General features: G+C 73.3%; 14 protein-coding genes. 3 read left to right on the forward strand and 11 right to left on the reverse strand.

The features are described 5' to 3' along the window. Nucleotides 1–9 precede the first annotated feature (9 nt). A complete protein-coding gene (locus WAB15_RS08185; protein WP_407285835.1) occupies nt 10–825 on the reverse strand; it encodes a carbon-nitrogen hydrolase family protein in 816 nt (271 codons plus the stop codon). 469 nt (nt 826–1,294) lie between these two features. Between WAB15_RS08185 and WAB15_RS08190 the strand changes: the two genes are divergently transcribed. Continuing rightward, nucleotides 1,295–1,801: a Repetin gene (locus WAB15_RS08190; RefSeq protein WP_407285836.1), complete on the forward strand. Its 507-nt coding sequence runs from the start codon at nt 1,295–1,297 to the stop codon at nt 1,799–1,801. Here WAB15_RS08190 and WAB15_RS08195 read toward each other — a convergent pair. Then, nucleotides 1,770–2,708 (reverse strand): LysR family transcriptional regulator, encoded by a 939-nt coding sequence (locus tag WAB15_RS08195; RefSeq protein ID WP_407285837.1) that lies wholly within the window; start codon nt 2,706–2,708, stop codon nt 1,770–1,772. The genes WAB15_RS08190 and WAB15_RS08195 overlap by 32 nt on opposite strands. A gap of 137 nt (nt 2,709–2,845) precedes the next feature. Between WAB15_RS08195 and WAB15_RS08200 the strand changes: the two genes are divergently transcribed. After that, the gene (locus tag WAB15_RS08200) at nt 2,846–3,337 is read left to right on the forward strand and encodes a nuclear transport factor 2 family protein (RefSeq protein ID WP_407285838.1); all 492 of its coding nucleotides are present in this window, start codon (nt 2,846–2,848) and stop codon (nt 3,335–3,337) included. Nucleotides 3,338–3,370: 33 nt separating this feature from the next. On the opposite strand, the gene WAB15_RS08205 is transcribed toward WAB15_RS08200, so the two are convergent. From WAB15_RS08205 to fmt, 9 genes are all read right to left on the reverse strand, one after another. After that, on the reverse strand, nt 3,371–3,826 hold the full coding sequence (locus WAB15_RS08205) for an Lrp/AsnC family transcriptional regulator (RefSeq protein WP_362913651.1): 456 nt from the start codon (nt 3,824–3,826) through the stop codon (nt 3,371–3,373). A gap of 10 nt (nt 3,827–3,836) precedes the next feature. Next, nucleotides 3,837–5,309 (reverse strand): amino acid permease, encoded by a 1,473-nt coding sequence (locus WAB15_RS08210; RefSeq protein WP_399144067.1) that lies wholly within the window; start codon nt 5,307–5,309, stop codon nt 3,837–3,839. 405 nt (nt 5,310–5,714) lie between these two features. Continuing rightward, a complete protein-coding gene (locus WAB15_RS08215; RefSeq protein WP_399144068.1) occupies nt 5,715–7,178 on the reverse strand; it encodes a GuaB1 family IMP dehydrogenase-related protein in 1,464 nt (487 codons plus the stop codon). A 119-nt stretch (nt 7,179–7,297) separates the two neighbouring features. After that, nucleotides 7,298–7,741 carry a barstar family protein gene (locus tag WAB15_RS08220; RefSeq protein ID WP_399144069.1) on the reverse strand — a complete coding sequence of 148 codons (444 nt, stop codon included), beginning with the start codon at nt 7,739–7,741 and terminating at the stop codon, nt 7,298–7,300. A gap of 19 nt (nt 7,742–7,760) precedes the next feature. Next, the gene (locus WAB15_RS08225; RefSeq protein WP_399144070.1) at nt 7,761–8,228 is read right to left on the reverse strand and encodes a ribonuclease domain-containing protein; all 468 of its coding nucleotides are present in this window, start codon (nt 8,226–8,228) and stop codon (nt 7,761–7,763) included. A gap of 111 nt (nt 8,229–8,339) precedes the next feature. Beyond that, the gene (locus tag WAB15_RS08230; protein WP_399144071.1) at nt 8,340–9,356 is read right to left on the reverse strand and encodes a sugar-binding transcriptional regulator; all 1,017 of its coding nucleotides are present in this window, start codon (nt 9,354–9,356) and stop codon (nt 8,340–8,342) included. 216 nt (nt 9,357–9,572) lie between these two features. Continuing rightward, nucleotides 9,573–10,256, reverse strand: coding sequence for a ribulose-phosphate 3-epimerase (gene rpe, locus WAB15_RS08235; RefSeq protein WP_407285839.1), 684 nt, complete (start codon nt 10,254–10,256; stop codon nt 9,573–9,575). A gap of 123 nt (nt 10,257–10,379) precedes the next feature. Continuing rightward, nucleotides 10,380–11,813 carry an RsmB/NOP family class I SAM-dependent RNA methyltransferase gene (locus WAB15_RS08240; protein ID WP_399144073.1) on the reverse strand — a complete coding sequence of 478 codons (1,434 nt, stop codon included), beginning with the start codon at nt 11,811–11,813 and terminating at the stop codon, nt 10,380–10,382. A gap of 261 nt (nt 11,814–12,074) precedes the next feature. After that, a complete protein-coding gene (fmt, locus tag WAB15_RS08245) occupies nt 12,075–13,019 on the reverse strand; it encodes a methionyl-tRNA formyltransferase (protein ID WP_399144074.1) in 945 nt (314 codons plus the stop codon). A gap of 250 nt (nt 13,020–13,269) precedes the next feature. Here fmt and WAB15_RS08250 point away from each other — a divergent pair, with 250 nt between their 5' ends. Continuing rightward, a complete protein-coding gene (locus tag WAB15_RS08250; RefSeq protein ID WP_399144075.1) occupies nt 13,270–13,827 on the forward strand; it encodes a hypothetical protein in 558 nt (185 codons plus the stop codon). Nucleotides 13,828–13,932 lie beyond the last annotated feature (105 nt).

The following is a 13,932-nucleotide window of genomic DNA, read 5'->3' on the forward strand; positions in this document are numbered from 1 at the left end:
CGGGTCAGGTCACGTCAGCGGGCCGTACAGCTCGGGCCGCCGGTCGTGCAGATACGGGTTCTCCGCCCGGGACTCCTTCAAGAAGGCGGCGTCCACGTCGGCCCGCACCAGCTGCTCGCCGCGGCCGGCACGGGTGCGTACGACACCGTCCGGGCCGGCCAGGCAGCTCAGGCCGACGAACTCGAACTCGCCCTCCTGGCCGACCCGGTTGACGTACGCCACGTACATCTGGTTCTCGAAGGCGCGGACCGGGATGACGGATTCGGCGACGAACTGGAAGGGGTGCATCTGCGCGGTGGGCACCAGCAGCAGATCGGTGCCGGCCAGCGCATGCGCCCGGACGTTCTCCGGGAACTCCACGTCGTAGCAGATCAGCACGCCGATGCGGACGCCGGACAGCTCGGCCTGGACGACCGCCCGGTCGCCGGGGGTGAACCATTCGCGCTCGAAGCAGCCGAAGAGGTGGGTCTTGCGGTAGTTCGCCAGACGCTCGCCGCCGGGGCCGATGAGCTGCGCGGAGTTGTAGACCGCGGCGCTGTCGGCGTCGTCGTGGCCGGCGCGCTCGGGGTAGCCGTAGAGCACCGCGATGCCGTGCTCGGCGGCGATCTCACCGACGGCCCGGCCGCTGTCGCCGTCGGCGGGCTCGGCGAGGCGGTGCACCTCGCCGCCGATCGCGTAGCCGGTCAGGAACAGCTCGGGGCAGACCAGCAGCCCGGCGCCGGTCGAGGCCGCCTCGCGGGCCGCGTCACCGAGCACCCGCAGGTTGTGCGCGACATCGCCGGGCCGGCCCGAACTCTGGAGCAGGGCGGTGTGCAGCGACGTCATGGGACCCCTCGGCGGACGGTTCGGGCGGGACGCATTGACGGTACGGGGCGGCGACGATTCCGGACAAGGCGCCACCGTTGCGTGCCGATGGACGATTCATTGCGCGTTCAAGCGAGTCCCCGGCGATTCGTTGCGCCCGGCGTTCTTGCAGGTCGGACCGGCGTGCCCGGGGCGCCGTGGAACGGCCGGTGCGCCCGTGGTCGTAGCGGGGCGGGCCGGGCCTTCCGCCGCGTGGCGGAGGTGGGTCGCCCCACGGCGCGATGTGGCGCCGGCGCGCGGACGGCAGCGTGGGAGGCGTCCGGAGACACCGGTCGGCTCGTCCAGCCCCCGAAAGGCCCCGTCATGAGCCCTGTCCTCCCGCGCCGCAACGCCGCCGTGTCCCCTGCGCGCCCCCGACTCCTTCCCCGGCCGCCGCTCCCGCAGGCGGATCGCGATCGCCGCGACCGGCGCGCTGGCGCTGCTGTCCGCCGTGGCCGTCGGCTCGGCCGCCGCCGACGCCGCCGGCGGTGCGCCCGCCGCCCGCCCCGGGCAGGCGGACTCCCGGGCCGCCGAGGGCCCCAGCCTGACCGGCTCCGCCAAGCTCTACCGCTCGGCCGGCGACAACATCCACTTCTCGTTCGACGCCCGCTTCCGCGCGGACCAGGGGCCGCTCGACGCGCGGGGCACCTTCCGCTTCAGCCATGTCTTCCCGAACGGGACCAGCGGCTTCGCGGAGGGACGGATCGACTGTCTGATCACCGGCGGCAAGATCGCCACCGCCTCCGGCATCGTCACCAGGACCGACCGGCCGGGGCTGAAGGGCAAGCGGGTCGGCTTCAGCGTCAGCGACCACGGCCGGCACGACCGGCTCGGCTACAGCTGGGCCACCGACGATCCGGCGAAGACCAAGGACCTGCCCCCGTGCGCGGCGTCGGCGCCCTTCGAGATCCTGGAGAGCGGCGACTTCACCGTCGTGCCGTGGCGGGTGCGGCACTGATCGCCTGCGCCACGGCGCGGCGGGTGAGGTCGCGCAGCCAGATGTGCCCCGCGTCGGCCTCGTGGCGCGGGTGCCAGGCCATCTCCATGGTCATCGCCGGCAGGTCGAACGGGATCGGCAGGGTGCGCAGGCCCAGGCCGCGGATCACCGACGCCGCGGCCAGCTCGCTCGCCAGGCCGACCGCGTCGCTGTCGCGGACCATCATCAGGGAGGCGGCGAAGGTGGGCACGGTGGCGATCACCTTGCGGCGCAGCCCGAGTTCGGCGAGCGCGGTGTCGACGGGGCCGGTGAGCCGGCCGCGGCGGGTGAAGTTGAGGTGCGGGGCGTCGGCGTAGCGGCGGGGGGTGAGCTTGACGGTGGTCAGCGGGTGGTCGTCACGCACCACGGCGACCGCGCGATCGGTGAACAGCTCCTCCGTACGGATCTCCGGCTCGCGGCTGTCGATGACGCCCAGCTCCAGGTCCGCGGCGCCGTCGCGCAGCAGCGGCACGTCGATATAGCTCTCCCCGAGGAAGCGCAGCACGACCTGCGGGGCCTCCTCGGCGGCGAGGGCGACCAGGCGGGGGCCGAGGGCGGTGACGAGGAGGTCGTTGGCGTTGAGGGTGAAGATCCGGGCGAGCTGGGCCGGGTCGGCGGGCGCGGACGGTGCGAGCACACCGTGTGCGGCCTCCACCAGCCGGCGCACCTCTGCCCTGATCTCCAGGGCGCGCGGGGTCGGCACCATCGTGCGGCCGGCGCGGACGAGGACGGGGTCGCCGATGGTCCGGCGGATCCGGCCGAGGGTGCGGCTCATGGCGGGCCCGGAGAGCCCGAGCCGGTCGGCGGCCGCGGTCACGCTCTCCTCCGCCAGCAGGGCGTCCAGCGCCGTCAGCAGGTTCAGATCGACGGATGCGTGTCGCACAATCACGGAGTCCAGACTTTGCGTTCGGCGTTAATCCACTGCATTGATCCACTGGACTGTAGTGCGCACGGACGGGCGCGGCTCGTGGATCGGGCATGTGACGCCTTGACCTCAAGTCCGCTTGAGGTAGCACGCTCTCCGGCATGGACACCGAAGCGATGCAGCACCAGATCCGGCACCGGCTCCAGTACCTGACCGACCGCGCCGAGATCACCGACCTGATGGACCGCTACCTCCGCTCCCTGGACGAGGGGCGGTTCGACGAGGCGTGGGCCCGTGCCTTCCACACCGAGGACGTCACCGCCGAGATGCCCATCGGCACCGTGCGGGGGCGCGACGCCCTGCTCGCGCACGTCCGGCGCGGGATGGCCCTGTTCGACCGGACCGTGCACCTGGGCGGCAATGCCGTCATCGAGATCGACGGCGACCGGGCCACCGCCCGCGGCGCCCAGCTGAGCACCCATGTCCTCGCGGACGGCTCCGGAGAGGTCTTCATCTCGGCCGGTCACGCCGACAACGAGCTGGTCAGGACCGCGGACGGCTGGCGAATCGCGGCCGCCTCGCTGCGCATCGCCTGGACGCGGGGGACGCCGCCGCGACTGCCGGCGGGCCTCGGGGCCGGGGCGGAGGCCTGAGGGGCCGAGGGGCCTGAGGGGCCTGATGCGGCCCTAGCCCGGAGCGCCCGAACTGTAGCGCCGCAGCAGCGGCGACAGCACCAGCACCGACTTCGTCCGCTCCACGAACGGCTCGCCCGCGATCCGTTCCAGCACCCGCTCGAAGTGGCGCATGTCGGAGGCGAAGACCTGGACGAGGGCGTCCGCCTCACCGGTGACGGTGGAGGCGGACGCCACTTCCGGGTAGCGCGACAGGCCGCGGTGTATCGCCTCGGGCGAGGTGTTGCGGCGGCAGTAGATCTCGATGTAGCCCTCGGTCTCCCAGCCGAGCGCGGCCGGGTCCACCCGTACGGTGAAGCCGGTGATCGCTCCGTCGGCCCGCAGCCGGTCCACCCGGCGCTTGACGGCCGGTGCGGACAGCCCGACCTCCTGGCCGATGTCGGCATAGCTGCGGCGGGCGTCCTCGGCGAGGGCGTGGACGATGCGTTCGTCGAGATCGTTCAGTCGCACTGCGGGTGGATCACTTCTCTGATGTGGCCAATCGGGAGCGGCGCAAGCCGTATCCGAAGTAGACCACAAGGCCCACGGCCATCCAGACACCGAAGACCACCCAGGTCACCGCCTCCAGGCTGTACATCATCCAGAGGCACAGCACGAAGCCGATCGCCGGGAAGAGCGGGGAGAGCGGCGTACGGAAGGTACGCGGCATGTCGGGACGCGTCCGGCGCAGCACGATCACGGCCACGTTGACCAGCGCGAAGGCGAAGAGGGTGCCGATGCTGGTGGCGTCGGCCAGCTGGCCCAGCGGCACCGCCGCGGCCAGCACGCCGCAGAACAGCGACACCATCACCGTGTTGACGCGCGGCACACCGCTCTTGGCGTGCACCTTGGAGAACGCCTTCGGCACCAGGCCGTCGCGGGACATCGCGAAGAGGATCCGGGTCTGGCCGTAGAGCACGGTCAGCACGACGCTGGCGATGGCGATGACCGCGCCGAACGCGAGCAGCACGGCCCACCAGCTCTGTCCGGTGACGGCCTTCATGATCCCGGCCAGCGCGGCCTCGGAGCCCTGGAACTTCTGCCACGGCATCGCGCCCACGGCGATCGCCGCGACCAGGCAGTACAGGGCGGTGACGATCACCAGCGAGAGCATGATCGCGCGCGGCAGGTCGCGCTGCGGGTTCTTGGCCTCCTCGCCGGCCGTGGAGGCGGCGTCGAAGCCGATGTACGAGAAGAACAGGGTCGCGCCCGCGGCGCTGACGCCCGCCATGCCCATCGGCATGAAGTTCTCGTAGTTGCCCGACCGCACGCCCTGGATGGCGACGCCGCAGAACAGCAGCAGCGCGACGATCTTGACGAGCACCATGACGGTGTTGGCCCGGGCGCTCTCCTTCGCCCCGCCCAGCAGGAACGCCATCGCCAGCAGCACCACCAGCAGCGCCGGCAGGTTGAAGATGCCGCCGTCGCCGGGCGGTGCGGACAGCGCGTCGGGGATGGTGAAGCCGAAGACGCCGTTGAGCAGTTCGTTCAGATACTCGCCCCAGCCCACGGCGACGGCCGCGACCGAGACGCCGTACTCCAGGATCAGGCACCAGCCGCAGACCCAGGCCACCAGCTCACCGAGGGTGGCGTAGGCGTAGGAGTAGGACGATCCGGAGACCGGGATGGTGCCGGCCAGCTCCGCGTACGACAGCGCCGAGAACAGCGCGGTGATGCCGGCGATGATGAAGGAGATCACGACCGCGGGTCCGGCGTCCGGCACGGCCTCGCCGAGGACCACGAAGATTCCGGTGCCGAGCGTGGCACCGATGCTGATCATGGTCAGCTGCCATACGCCCATGGAGCGGCGGAGCGAACCGCCCTCCCCCTTGCCGCCCTCGGCGACCAGCCGCTCGACCGGTTTGCGCCGCATCAGCCGGGTGCCGAGGCCTCCGGGGGCGGGTGGCTGGGTGTCGCGGTCCCCTGCGGGTGGGGCTGCGCCGTGCTCCAACACTGGGGTGGCTCCTTCATCGCTGCCGGTCAAGGCGGGTTCGGAGGACGGCGACCGGCAGCGGCCGTTGTGCAGGCATGCCGAAGCCACCTGCAGCAGGAGACCGCCGAGCAGACGGTCTCCGCCACTCCACGTACAGCGCATGACCTTACGGGCCGCCGTTGACCTGCCGTAATGCGGGTTCCTTGCGCAACCACGGCCGATCGTTGCGCACGGGCGCCGCGGGCGGTGGTTCGTTGCGCGCCAGGGTCCGAACGCCGGGGACCGCCGACGGGGCGTCCAAGGGGTGGACACCCGTGGTGCATACACCGGGCCGATCGGTGTCCGGATACGCGGGCGGCCCCGCACCGATGAGGTGCGGGGCCGGTGAGCCGGGCCGGCGGAGCCGCTGTGCGGCCCCGTGGCGGATCAGTTCCAGCTGTCGTGGAGCGGCTTGCCCTCGGCGTAGCCGGCGGCGCTCTGCACGCCGACCACGGCCTTCTCGGCGAACTCGGCCAGGGAGGCCGCGCCCGCGTAGGTGCAGGAGCTGCGGACGCCCGCGATGATCGAGTCGATCAGGTCCTCGACGCCGGGGCGCGCCTGGTCGACGAACATCCGGGACGTGGAGATGCCCTCCTCGAAGAGCCCCTTGCGGGCCCGGTCGTAGGCCGACTCCTCGCTCGTCCGCCGCTGCACCGCACGCGCGGAGGCCATGCCGAAGCTCTCCTTGTACGGCCGGCCGTCCGCGGTGTGCTGGAGGTCGCCGGGCGATTCGAGCGTGCCGGCGAACCAGGAGCCGATCATGACGTTGGAGGCGCCGGCGGCCAGCGCCATGGCGACGTCGCGGGGGTGGCGCACACCGCCGTCGGCCCAGACGTGCTTGCCGTACTTCCTGGCCTCGGCGGCGCACTCCAGCACCGCGGAGAACTGCGGCCGGCCGACACCGGTCATCATGCGGGTGGTGCACATCGCGCCCGGTCCGACGCCGACCTTGATGATGTCCGCGCCGGCCTCGATCAGATCGCGGACGCCCTCGGCGGCGACGATGTTGCCCGCCACGATCGGGACCTGCGGGTCCAGCGCCCGGACGGCCTTGATCGCGCTGATCATCGACTCCTGGTGACCGTGCGCGGTGTCCACGACGAGCGTGTCCACGCCGGCGTCCAGCAGCGCCTTGGCCTTGCCGGCCACATCGCCGTTGATGCCGACGGCGGCGGCGATCCGCAGCTTGCCGTCGGCGTCCGTGGCGGGGGTGTACAGGGTGGCGCGCAGGGCGCCCTTGCGGGTCAGGATGCCGACCAGCATGCCGTCCGCGTCGACCGCGGGCGCGAGCTTGCGGTTGGCGGCGTCGAGGCGGTTGAAGGCCTCGCGCGGGTCGATGTCGGCGTCCAGGACCAGCAGGTCCTTGGACATGACCTCGGAGACCTGGGTGAAGCGGTCCACCCCGGCCAGGTCGTGCTCGGTGACGACACCGACCGGGCGGCCGCCCTCGACGACGATGCCCGCGCCGTGCGCACGCTTGGGCAGCAGCGCCAGCGCGTCGGCGACGGTCGAGACCGGGGAGAGCACGATCGGCGTGTCCAGCACCAGGTGGCGGCGCTTGACCCAGGTGACCACGTCGGTGACGACGTCGATCGGGATGTCCTGCGGGATGACGACCAGGCCGCCGCGGCGGGCGACGGTCTCGGCCATCCGGCGGCCGGCGATCGCCGTCATGTTGGCGACCACGAGCGGGATGGTCGTGCCGCTGCCGTCGGGCGAGGACAGGTCGACACCCTGGCGGGAGCCCACGGCGGAGCGGCCGGGCACCATGAAGACATCGTCGTAGGTCAGGTCGTAGGGCACCGAAGAACTCTCTTCGAGCGCGCCGTTCTTCGGATTCAGGAATCGCATATGGCCAGGATACGGGCCCTGACCAGGGCTCATACGATTGTCCGAGCTGCCGCCGGGCCGTGTGTGCGATCCGCCAACGGGGCCTGCGCCACGTATCCGGGACGCCCCTGGTCAGGCCGCTACGCCCCCTGCCGGCCCCGCCCGCGGGCCATGATCACGGCCAGTCCGGTGTCCGTGTCACGCCAGTAGCCGACCGCGTCCGCGAGGACGGACTCCACGATGGTCCAGTCGTCGGGGGCGGCGGCCGCGTAGCCCTGCCAGTCGGTGACGACCAGCAGCCGGCCGCGGTCGGCCGGGCACCACGACAGGTCGGTGAGGCAGTCGGCGAGCGCGTCCCAGTTGTGGCCGAACCAGGACGGCAGCCGCAGCGCGTCGGCGCACCGCTGCAGGAAGGCGGCCTTGTCCCGGGCCCCGTCCAGCTCCAGCGACGCGCCGGTCCAGCCGGCGTCCCGGGCCGCCGCCAGGGCGTCGGCCACCGGGCGCTCGGCGGGCCAGGTCAGCACCCCGGCGGGCGTACTGCCGTCGAGCACCGCCTTGAGCGGCCGCGGAACCGTGCCCGTCATCGCCGTACCGCCTTGCCGGTCATCGCAGCACCGCCTTGAAGCTTCGGTAGTGGTCGTCGGTGTAGTACGTCTCGTGGCCCAGGCCGGTGACCAGGCGGCGGGCGCCGCGGTCCGGCGAGGAGGGGGTGGGGACCGTGTACTCGTGGTAGTAACCGCGCGCCTGACGGGGCAGCAGCCTCTCGCGGTTGCCGAAGACGGTCCCGTCCTGCCGGTAGGGGAAGGGCCCGCCGGCGTCGATGAGCCGGAGGGTGTCGCGCGCCTGGGAGGGCAGCGCGCCGACCGGGACGACGGGCATGCCCCGCGCCCAGTCGGGAACGGCGGAGGTGCCCGGCGCCGGGGTGGCGACGGTGGCCGCGGCCCGCGGCGATCCGGGTGAACTCCCCTTGTCGCCACCGCCGGTGGCACATCCGGTGAGGACGAGGAGCAGGCCGGCGAGCAGCGCGCCGAGGACGGCGGCGGCTCGGCGCGGGGCGGAGTGGATCTCCATGGCGCCGATGCTGTCACAGGCCTACGCGAGCCGCTCGCCGATGGGCGCCTCGGGGGTGGCCGGCGGCGAGCGTGTCGGGGGTGACCGGACTCCGCGGCCACCCGGGGGGCGTCACGCCCCGTCGGGATCCGCCCGGTCCAGCGCCGGCCGCGGCCCGGGGCCGGTCTCCAGCAGCAGGTGGTCGGCGGCGGCGGTGTCGGTGACCAGGCTCGTCACCAGCCCGGAGCGCAGCACCGCGCCGATCGCCGCGGCCTTGCGCCGGCCGCCCGCGATGGCGACGACCTCCGGAATGCGGCGCAGCCGGTCCGCCTCGACCGTGATGCACCGCTCGCCCAGGTCCCGGCCGATCCGGCGGCCCTCGGCGTCGAAGAGGTGCGCGGACATCTCGGCGGCCGCGCCCAGCGAGGCGTAGTGCTCCCGCTCCTGCTCGCTCAGCATGTCGTAGACGGTCGAGACGCCCGGCTCCCAGGAGCCGATGGAGACGCAGGCGACGGTGACCTTGTCGAAGTACTCGAAGGCGCGGGCGATGCCGGTCTGCCGGCGCAGCGCCTCGGCCGTCGCCGAGTCGGGCAGCAGCATCGGCGCGTAGATCGGGTGCGCCTCGCCCCCGGAGACGTCGGCCGCGCGGCGCACCGCCTCGACCGAGCCGCGGTCGGCGGTGCCCGCGTCGTAGACCCCGGTCAACTGCACGACGGTGCACGGCGGGAGCCGGTGCAGCGCGGCCGCCATGTGGATGGTCGACCGGCCCCAGGCGAGGCCGAGCACATCGCCTTCGGTGACCAGCTCGCCGAGGAGGTCGGCCGCGACCTCACCGAGGTTCTCGGGGTCGGCGGCGTCCTCGGGCGGGGTCTGGCCGCCGAAGGCGGGGGGAGCGTCCGCGGGCGACTCGACGACCACGGCGTGCCGCAGGCCGTAGCGGGCCCGCAGGGCGTCGGAGCGCTCGGCGTCCAGTTCGGAGGGCACCCGGATCTCGATCCGTACGAGATCACGCTCCAGTGCCGTCTCCAGCACCCGCGCGACCTTGAAGCGGCTGACGCCGAACTCCTCGGCGATCTGGATCTTCGACTTTCCCTCAAGATAGAAACGGCGGGCCATGGCCGCAGCCTGCACCAGCTCGGCAGGGCCCATTCCGGACTGTGGGCGGCTGGCTACCACGAAATTCTCCCCTTTGGCGCATCTGATCGAGTCTTTGCTCATCCTTTCAGAAACCCGAGGCCAACGGGGACCATCGGCGCCTCGACCGTAGTGAACGCTCGATTGCGCCGCGGACAACGGGTGGCGCGACCGGGCCACGAGGGCGTCCCCCTGGCGCGCACCGGCCGGGCCGCCGGCCCGTCTCCCGAATCAGTGCGCGCAGCCCCAGCCCGCCGCCGCGGTCGCCGCCTCGGCCTTCTCCCGCAGGTCCCGCACCGCCTTGGCCGGGTCGTCCGCGCCGTAGACCGCCGAACCGGCCACGAACACGTCGGCGCCGGCCTCCGCGCAGCGCTCGATAGTCGAGGCGGAGACCCCGCCGTCGACCTGGAGCCACAGCTGGAGCCCGTGCCGGGAGATCAGCTCACGGGTGCGGCGGATCTTCGGCAGCATGATGTCCAGGAACGCCTGGCCGCCGAAGCCCGGCTCCACGGTCATGATCAGCAGCATGTCCAGCTCGGGGAGCAGGTCCTCGTACGGCTCGATGGGCGTGGCCGGCTTCAGCGCCATCGACGCCCGCGCGCCCTTGGCCCGGATCTCCCGCGCCAGCCGCACCGGCGCGGCCGCCGCCTCCGCGTGGAAGGTCACCGACCCGGCCCCGGCCTCGATGTACTGCGGCGCCCAGCGGTCCGGGTCCTCGATCATCAGATGCAGGTCGAGCGGGGTGTCCGTCGCCTTGCTCAGCGACTCGACGACCGGCACGCCGAGGGTGAGGTTCGGGACGAAGTGGTTGTCCATGACGTCGACATGCAGCCAGTCGGCGCCCTCGACGGCCTTCGCCTCCTCGGCGAGCCGGGCGAAGTCTGCGGACAGGATGCTGGGGTTGATCAAGGCCATGGGACCAGTATGGCGTCCTGGCCCGGCGGGGCCGGAGCCGGGACCACGAGACCGCCCCGGGCGGGCCTCCTCGACCACCGGGTCCGGCGGCGCCCGCCCTCGGCCCGTTCCTCGTCCCGTCCCTCAGCCCGTGCGTCGCAGCAGCGCCAGATACATCGCGTCCGTGCCGTGCAGATGGGGCCACAGCTGGACGTCCGGGCCGTCGCCGAGCGCCGGTACACCCGGCATCAGCGGCCGGGCGTCGACCCACTCCACCTGCACCGGCGCCCCGCCGCGGCCCTTGATGACGTCGTCCACCACGGCCCGGGTCTCGGCCGGGTGCGGCGAACAGGTCGCATAGCCGACGACCCCGCCGACCCGCACCGCCGCGAGCGCCTGCCGCAGCAGCTCGCGCTGCAGCGGCGCGAAGCCGTCCAGGTCCTCCGGTCGGCGCCGCCAGCGGGCCTCCGGCCGCCGGCGCAGCGCCCCCAGGCCGGTGCACGGCACGTCCATCAGGACCCGGTCGAAGGCACCGGGCCGCCAGGCGGGGCGGGTGCCGTCGGCGGCGATCACCGTGTACGGGCCGGGGTTGCCCTCCAGCGCACGGGCCACCAGTCGGGCGCGGTGCGGCTGCTTCTCCGAGGCCAGCAGGGCCGCGCCGCGCTCCGCGGCGAGGGCGGCCAGCAGCGCCGCCTTGCCGCCGGGGCCCGCACAGCCGTCGAGCCAGGCGCGGTCGGGCCCCTCGACCGGCGCGTTCGCCAGCGCCAGGGCGACCAGCTGGCTGCCCTCGTCCTGCACACCGGCGCGCCCCTCCCGTACCGGGTCCAGCGCGCCGGGCTCGCCGCCCTCCGCGAGCCGGACCGCGTACGGCGACCAGCGCCCGGGCAGTGCGCTCTCCTCGCCGGCGGCCGCCATCAGCTCCTCGGTGGTGGATCGGCCGGGCCGCGCCACCAGCGTGACCTCGGGGCGCTCGTTGTCCGCCTCCAGCAGGTCCTCGATACCGGCGCGGCCGCCGCCGAGGGCGTCCCACAGCGCCGAGACGATCCAGCGGGGGTGGGCGTGCACGACGCCGAGGTGCTCCTCGGGGTCCTCGTCGTACTCCGGGGCGACCCGCTCCAGCCAGCCGTCCAGGTCATGGGCGGCGACCTTGCGCAGCACCGCGTTGACGAACTTCGCCCGGCCGTCGCCCAGCACCACCCGCGCCAGCTCGACGCTGGCGCTGACCGCGGCATGGGTGGGGATCCGGGTGCCGAGCAGCTGATGCGCGCCGAGCGTCAGCACGTCCAGGACCGGCGGGTCCACCTCCCGCAGCGGCCGGTCCACGCACTGCGCGATGATCGCGTCGTACGTCCCCTGGCGCCGCAGCGACCCGTAGACCAGCTCCGTCGCCAGCGCCGCGTCCCGGCTGTCGAAGCCACCGCTCTCACGCGCCTTGCGCAGCAGCGGCGGCATGACGAGGTTGGCGTACGCGTCCCGCTCGTCGACGGCCCGCAACGCCTCGAACGCGAGGACCCTGACCGGGTCCTTCTTCGGGCGGCGATGGGGCTTGCTGGGGCGACGGCGAGGCTGCTCACTCACAGAAAAGGTGCTCCGGATACGGGATAGGGGTTCTGCCCACAGAGGGGCCCGTCCCAGCCTACGCGGCCCGGACAGCGGGAGCCTGCGGGGATGGCGGGCGATGGCTCGCAGGGGCTGCTACCGGTTCGCAGGGGCGACCGGCAAGCCCGCCGGAATACCTCCCCACCCCCCCACGTTGTGGCCCGCAAGGGGCGCCCGCACCCCCTACGGGATGTGTTCGCCCGCCCCCTAAGGCCCGACCCACCCCGCCCCCGCATCCCCTTACGGCGTGTCCCCCAGTCGCTCGCCCTTCTCGATGCGTACGCCGCGCGCCCAGTCCGCCGCCTTCATCGGCTTCTTGCCCTGCGGCTGGACCCAGACCAGTTCGACGGGGTGGCTGCCGGTGCCGACGTACACGGCCTTCTTCGTGACGGCCAGTTCGCCGGGCGCGAGGCCGAGTTCGGCGTGCCCGGCGGCGGAGGCGGCCGACATCAGCTTGAGGCGCTCGCCGCGGAAGACCGTCCAGGCCCCGGGCGCGGGCGCGCAGCCGCGGACCACCCGGTCGACGCGGAGCGCCGGCGTCGTCCAGTCCACCTTGGCGTCCTCGACCTCGATCTTCGGCGCGAGGGTGATGCCCTCGGCCGGCTGCGGTACGGCCTGGAGCGTGCCGTCCTCGATGCCGTCCATCGTCGCGACGAGCAGTCCGGCACCGGCGAACGCCAGCCGGGTGAGCAGATCGCCGCTGGTGTCCGTCGAACGGACCTCCTCGGTCAACACCCCGTAGACCGGGCCGGAGTCCAGCCCCTGCTCGATCAGGAAGGTCGAGGCACCGGTCACCTCGTCGCCCGCGAGCACCGAGTGCTGGACGGGCGCCGCGCCCCGCCACGCGGGCAGCAGCGAGAAGTGCAGATTGACCCACCCCTGGGCGGGGATGTCGAGCGCGACCTTCGGCAGCAGCGCACCGTAGGCGACGACCGGGCAGCAGTCCGGCGCGATCTCCCGCAGCCGGGCCAGGAAGTCCTCGTCGCGCGGCTTGAGGGGCTTGAGGACCTCGATGCCGGCCTCCTGCGCGCGCTCCGCGACGGGGCTGGCGACCAGCCTCCGTCCGCGGCCGGCGGGCGCGTCGGGCCTGGTCACGACGGCCACGACGTCATGCCGGTCCGAGGCGATCAGGGCATCGAGGGCGGGTACGGCGACCTCGGGGGTACCGGCGAAGACAAGCCTCATAGGTGGCGATCTACCTCTCACACGCAGCGGAACGACACACCAGTCTATGGGGCTTGGTCCCGGTCACAGCGGTGGATACAGGGGGCGTACGACATTTCCCGCGCCTCGCACGCAAGCTCGTACGCCCCCATACCGTGACCAGAGCCGCTGCTGTCGCGTTGGTCAAACAGCATTGACCCGGACCGGGCCGCCTCGGCGGCCCGATCGCATTAACCCCTTCCTTTTCCACGCCGGTTCGAGAGGCTTGCTCATGGCCGACCACGCAACCCACGACGCCCAGGCGCGCGCCAGCCTGCATCTCCTGGTGCGGGACATCGAGCGGGTCCGCCGGCAGGTGGACGCACTGCGCACGCTGACCGCTCAGCTCGGCAACGTCTACCGGCCGCGGCGTACCGGCCCCTCCGCGGGCTTCGTCGTCTACGGACGCGCGCCCGCGCCGACCGTGCGCCTGGCCCAGGAGTTGCGGGACAGCGTCGAAACACTCGTCACGGCCGCGGTCGACTTCGACCGTTCGCTGGGCTTCTCGTGGGACGCGGTGGGTTCGGCGCTCGGCGTCACCAAGCAGGCCGTGCACCGCCGTTACGGCGCCCGCAGGGCCGCCGCCGCCCAACCCGCGGCCGACGGCGGCGGCGAGCCTGCGGTGCGTTCGTCCGAGTCCGCCTCGCCCCGCGCGGTGACCATGGCCACCGGGCTGCCGAGTTCGCCGTCCGTGCCCGGCTCCCGCTCCCTGCCCGCCCAGCCCTCCGGGCCCGCCGCCCGCGACGAGGCGACCCGCCCGGGCGCCTTCCCCGGGCCCCGCAACGGCTGACCCCGCTTCACCGGCCACACCGGGCGCGGCCCTGCGCACGCTCGCCAACGCCCCGGGACCGAGCGCCGGCTACGGTCCCGGGGCGGCGCCATTTTTTCTACGGGG

The organism is Streptomyces sirii (assembly GCF_045690365.1).
In the GTDB taxonomy this organism is placed as follows: Bacteria; Actinomycetota; Actinomycetes; order Streptomycetales; family Streptomycetaceae; genus Streptomyces; species Streptomyces sirii.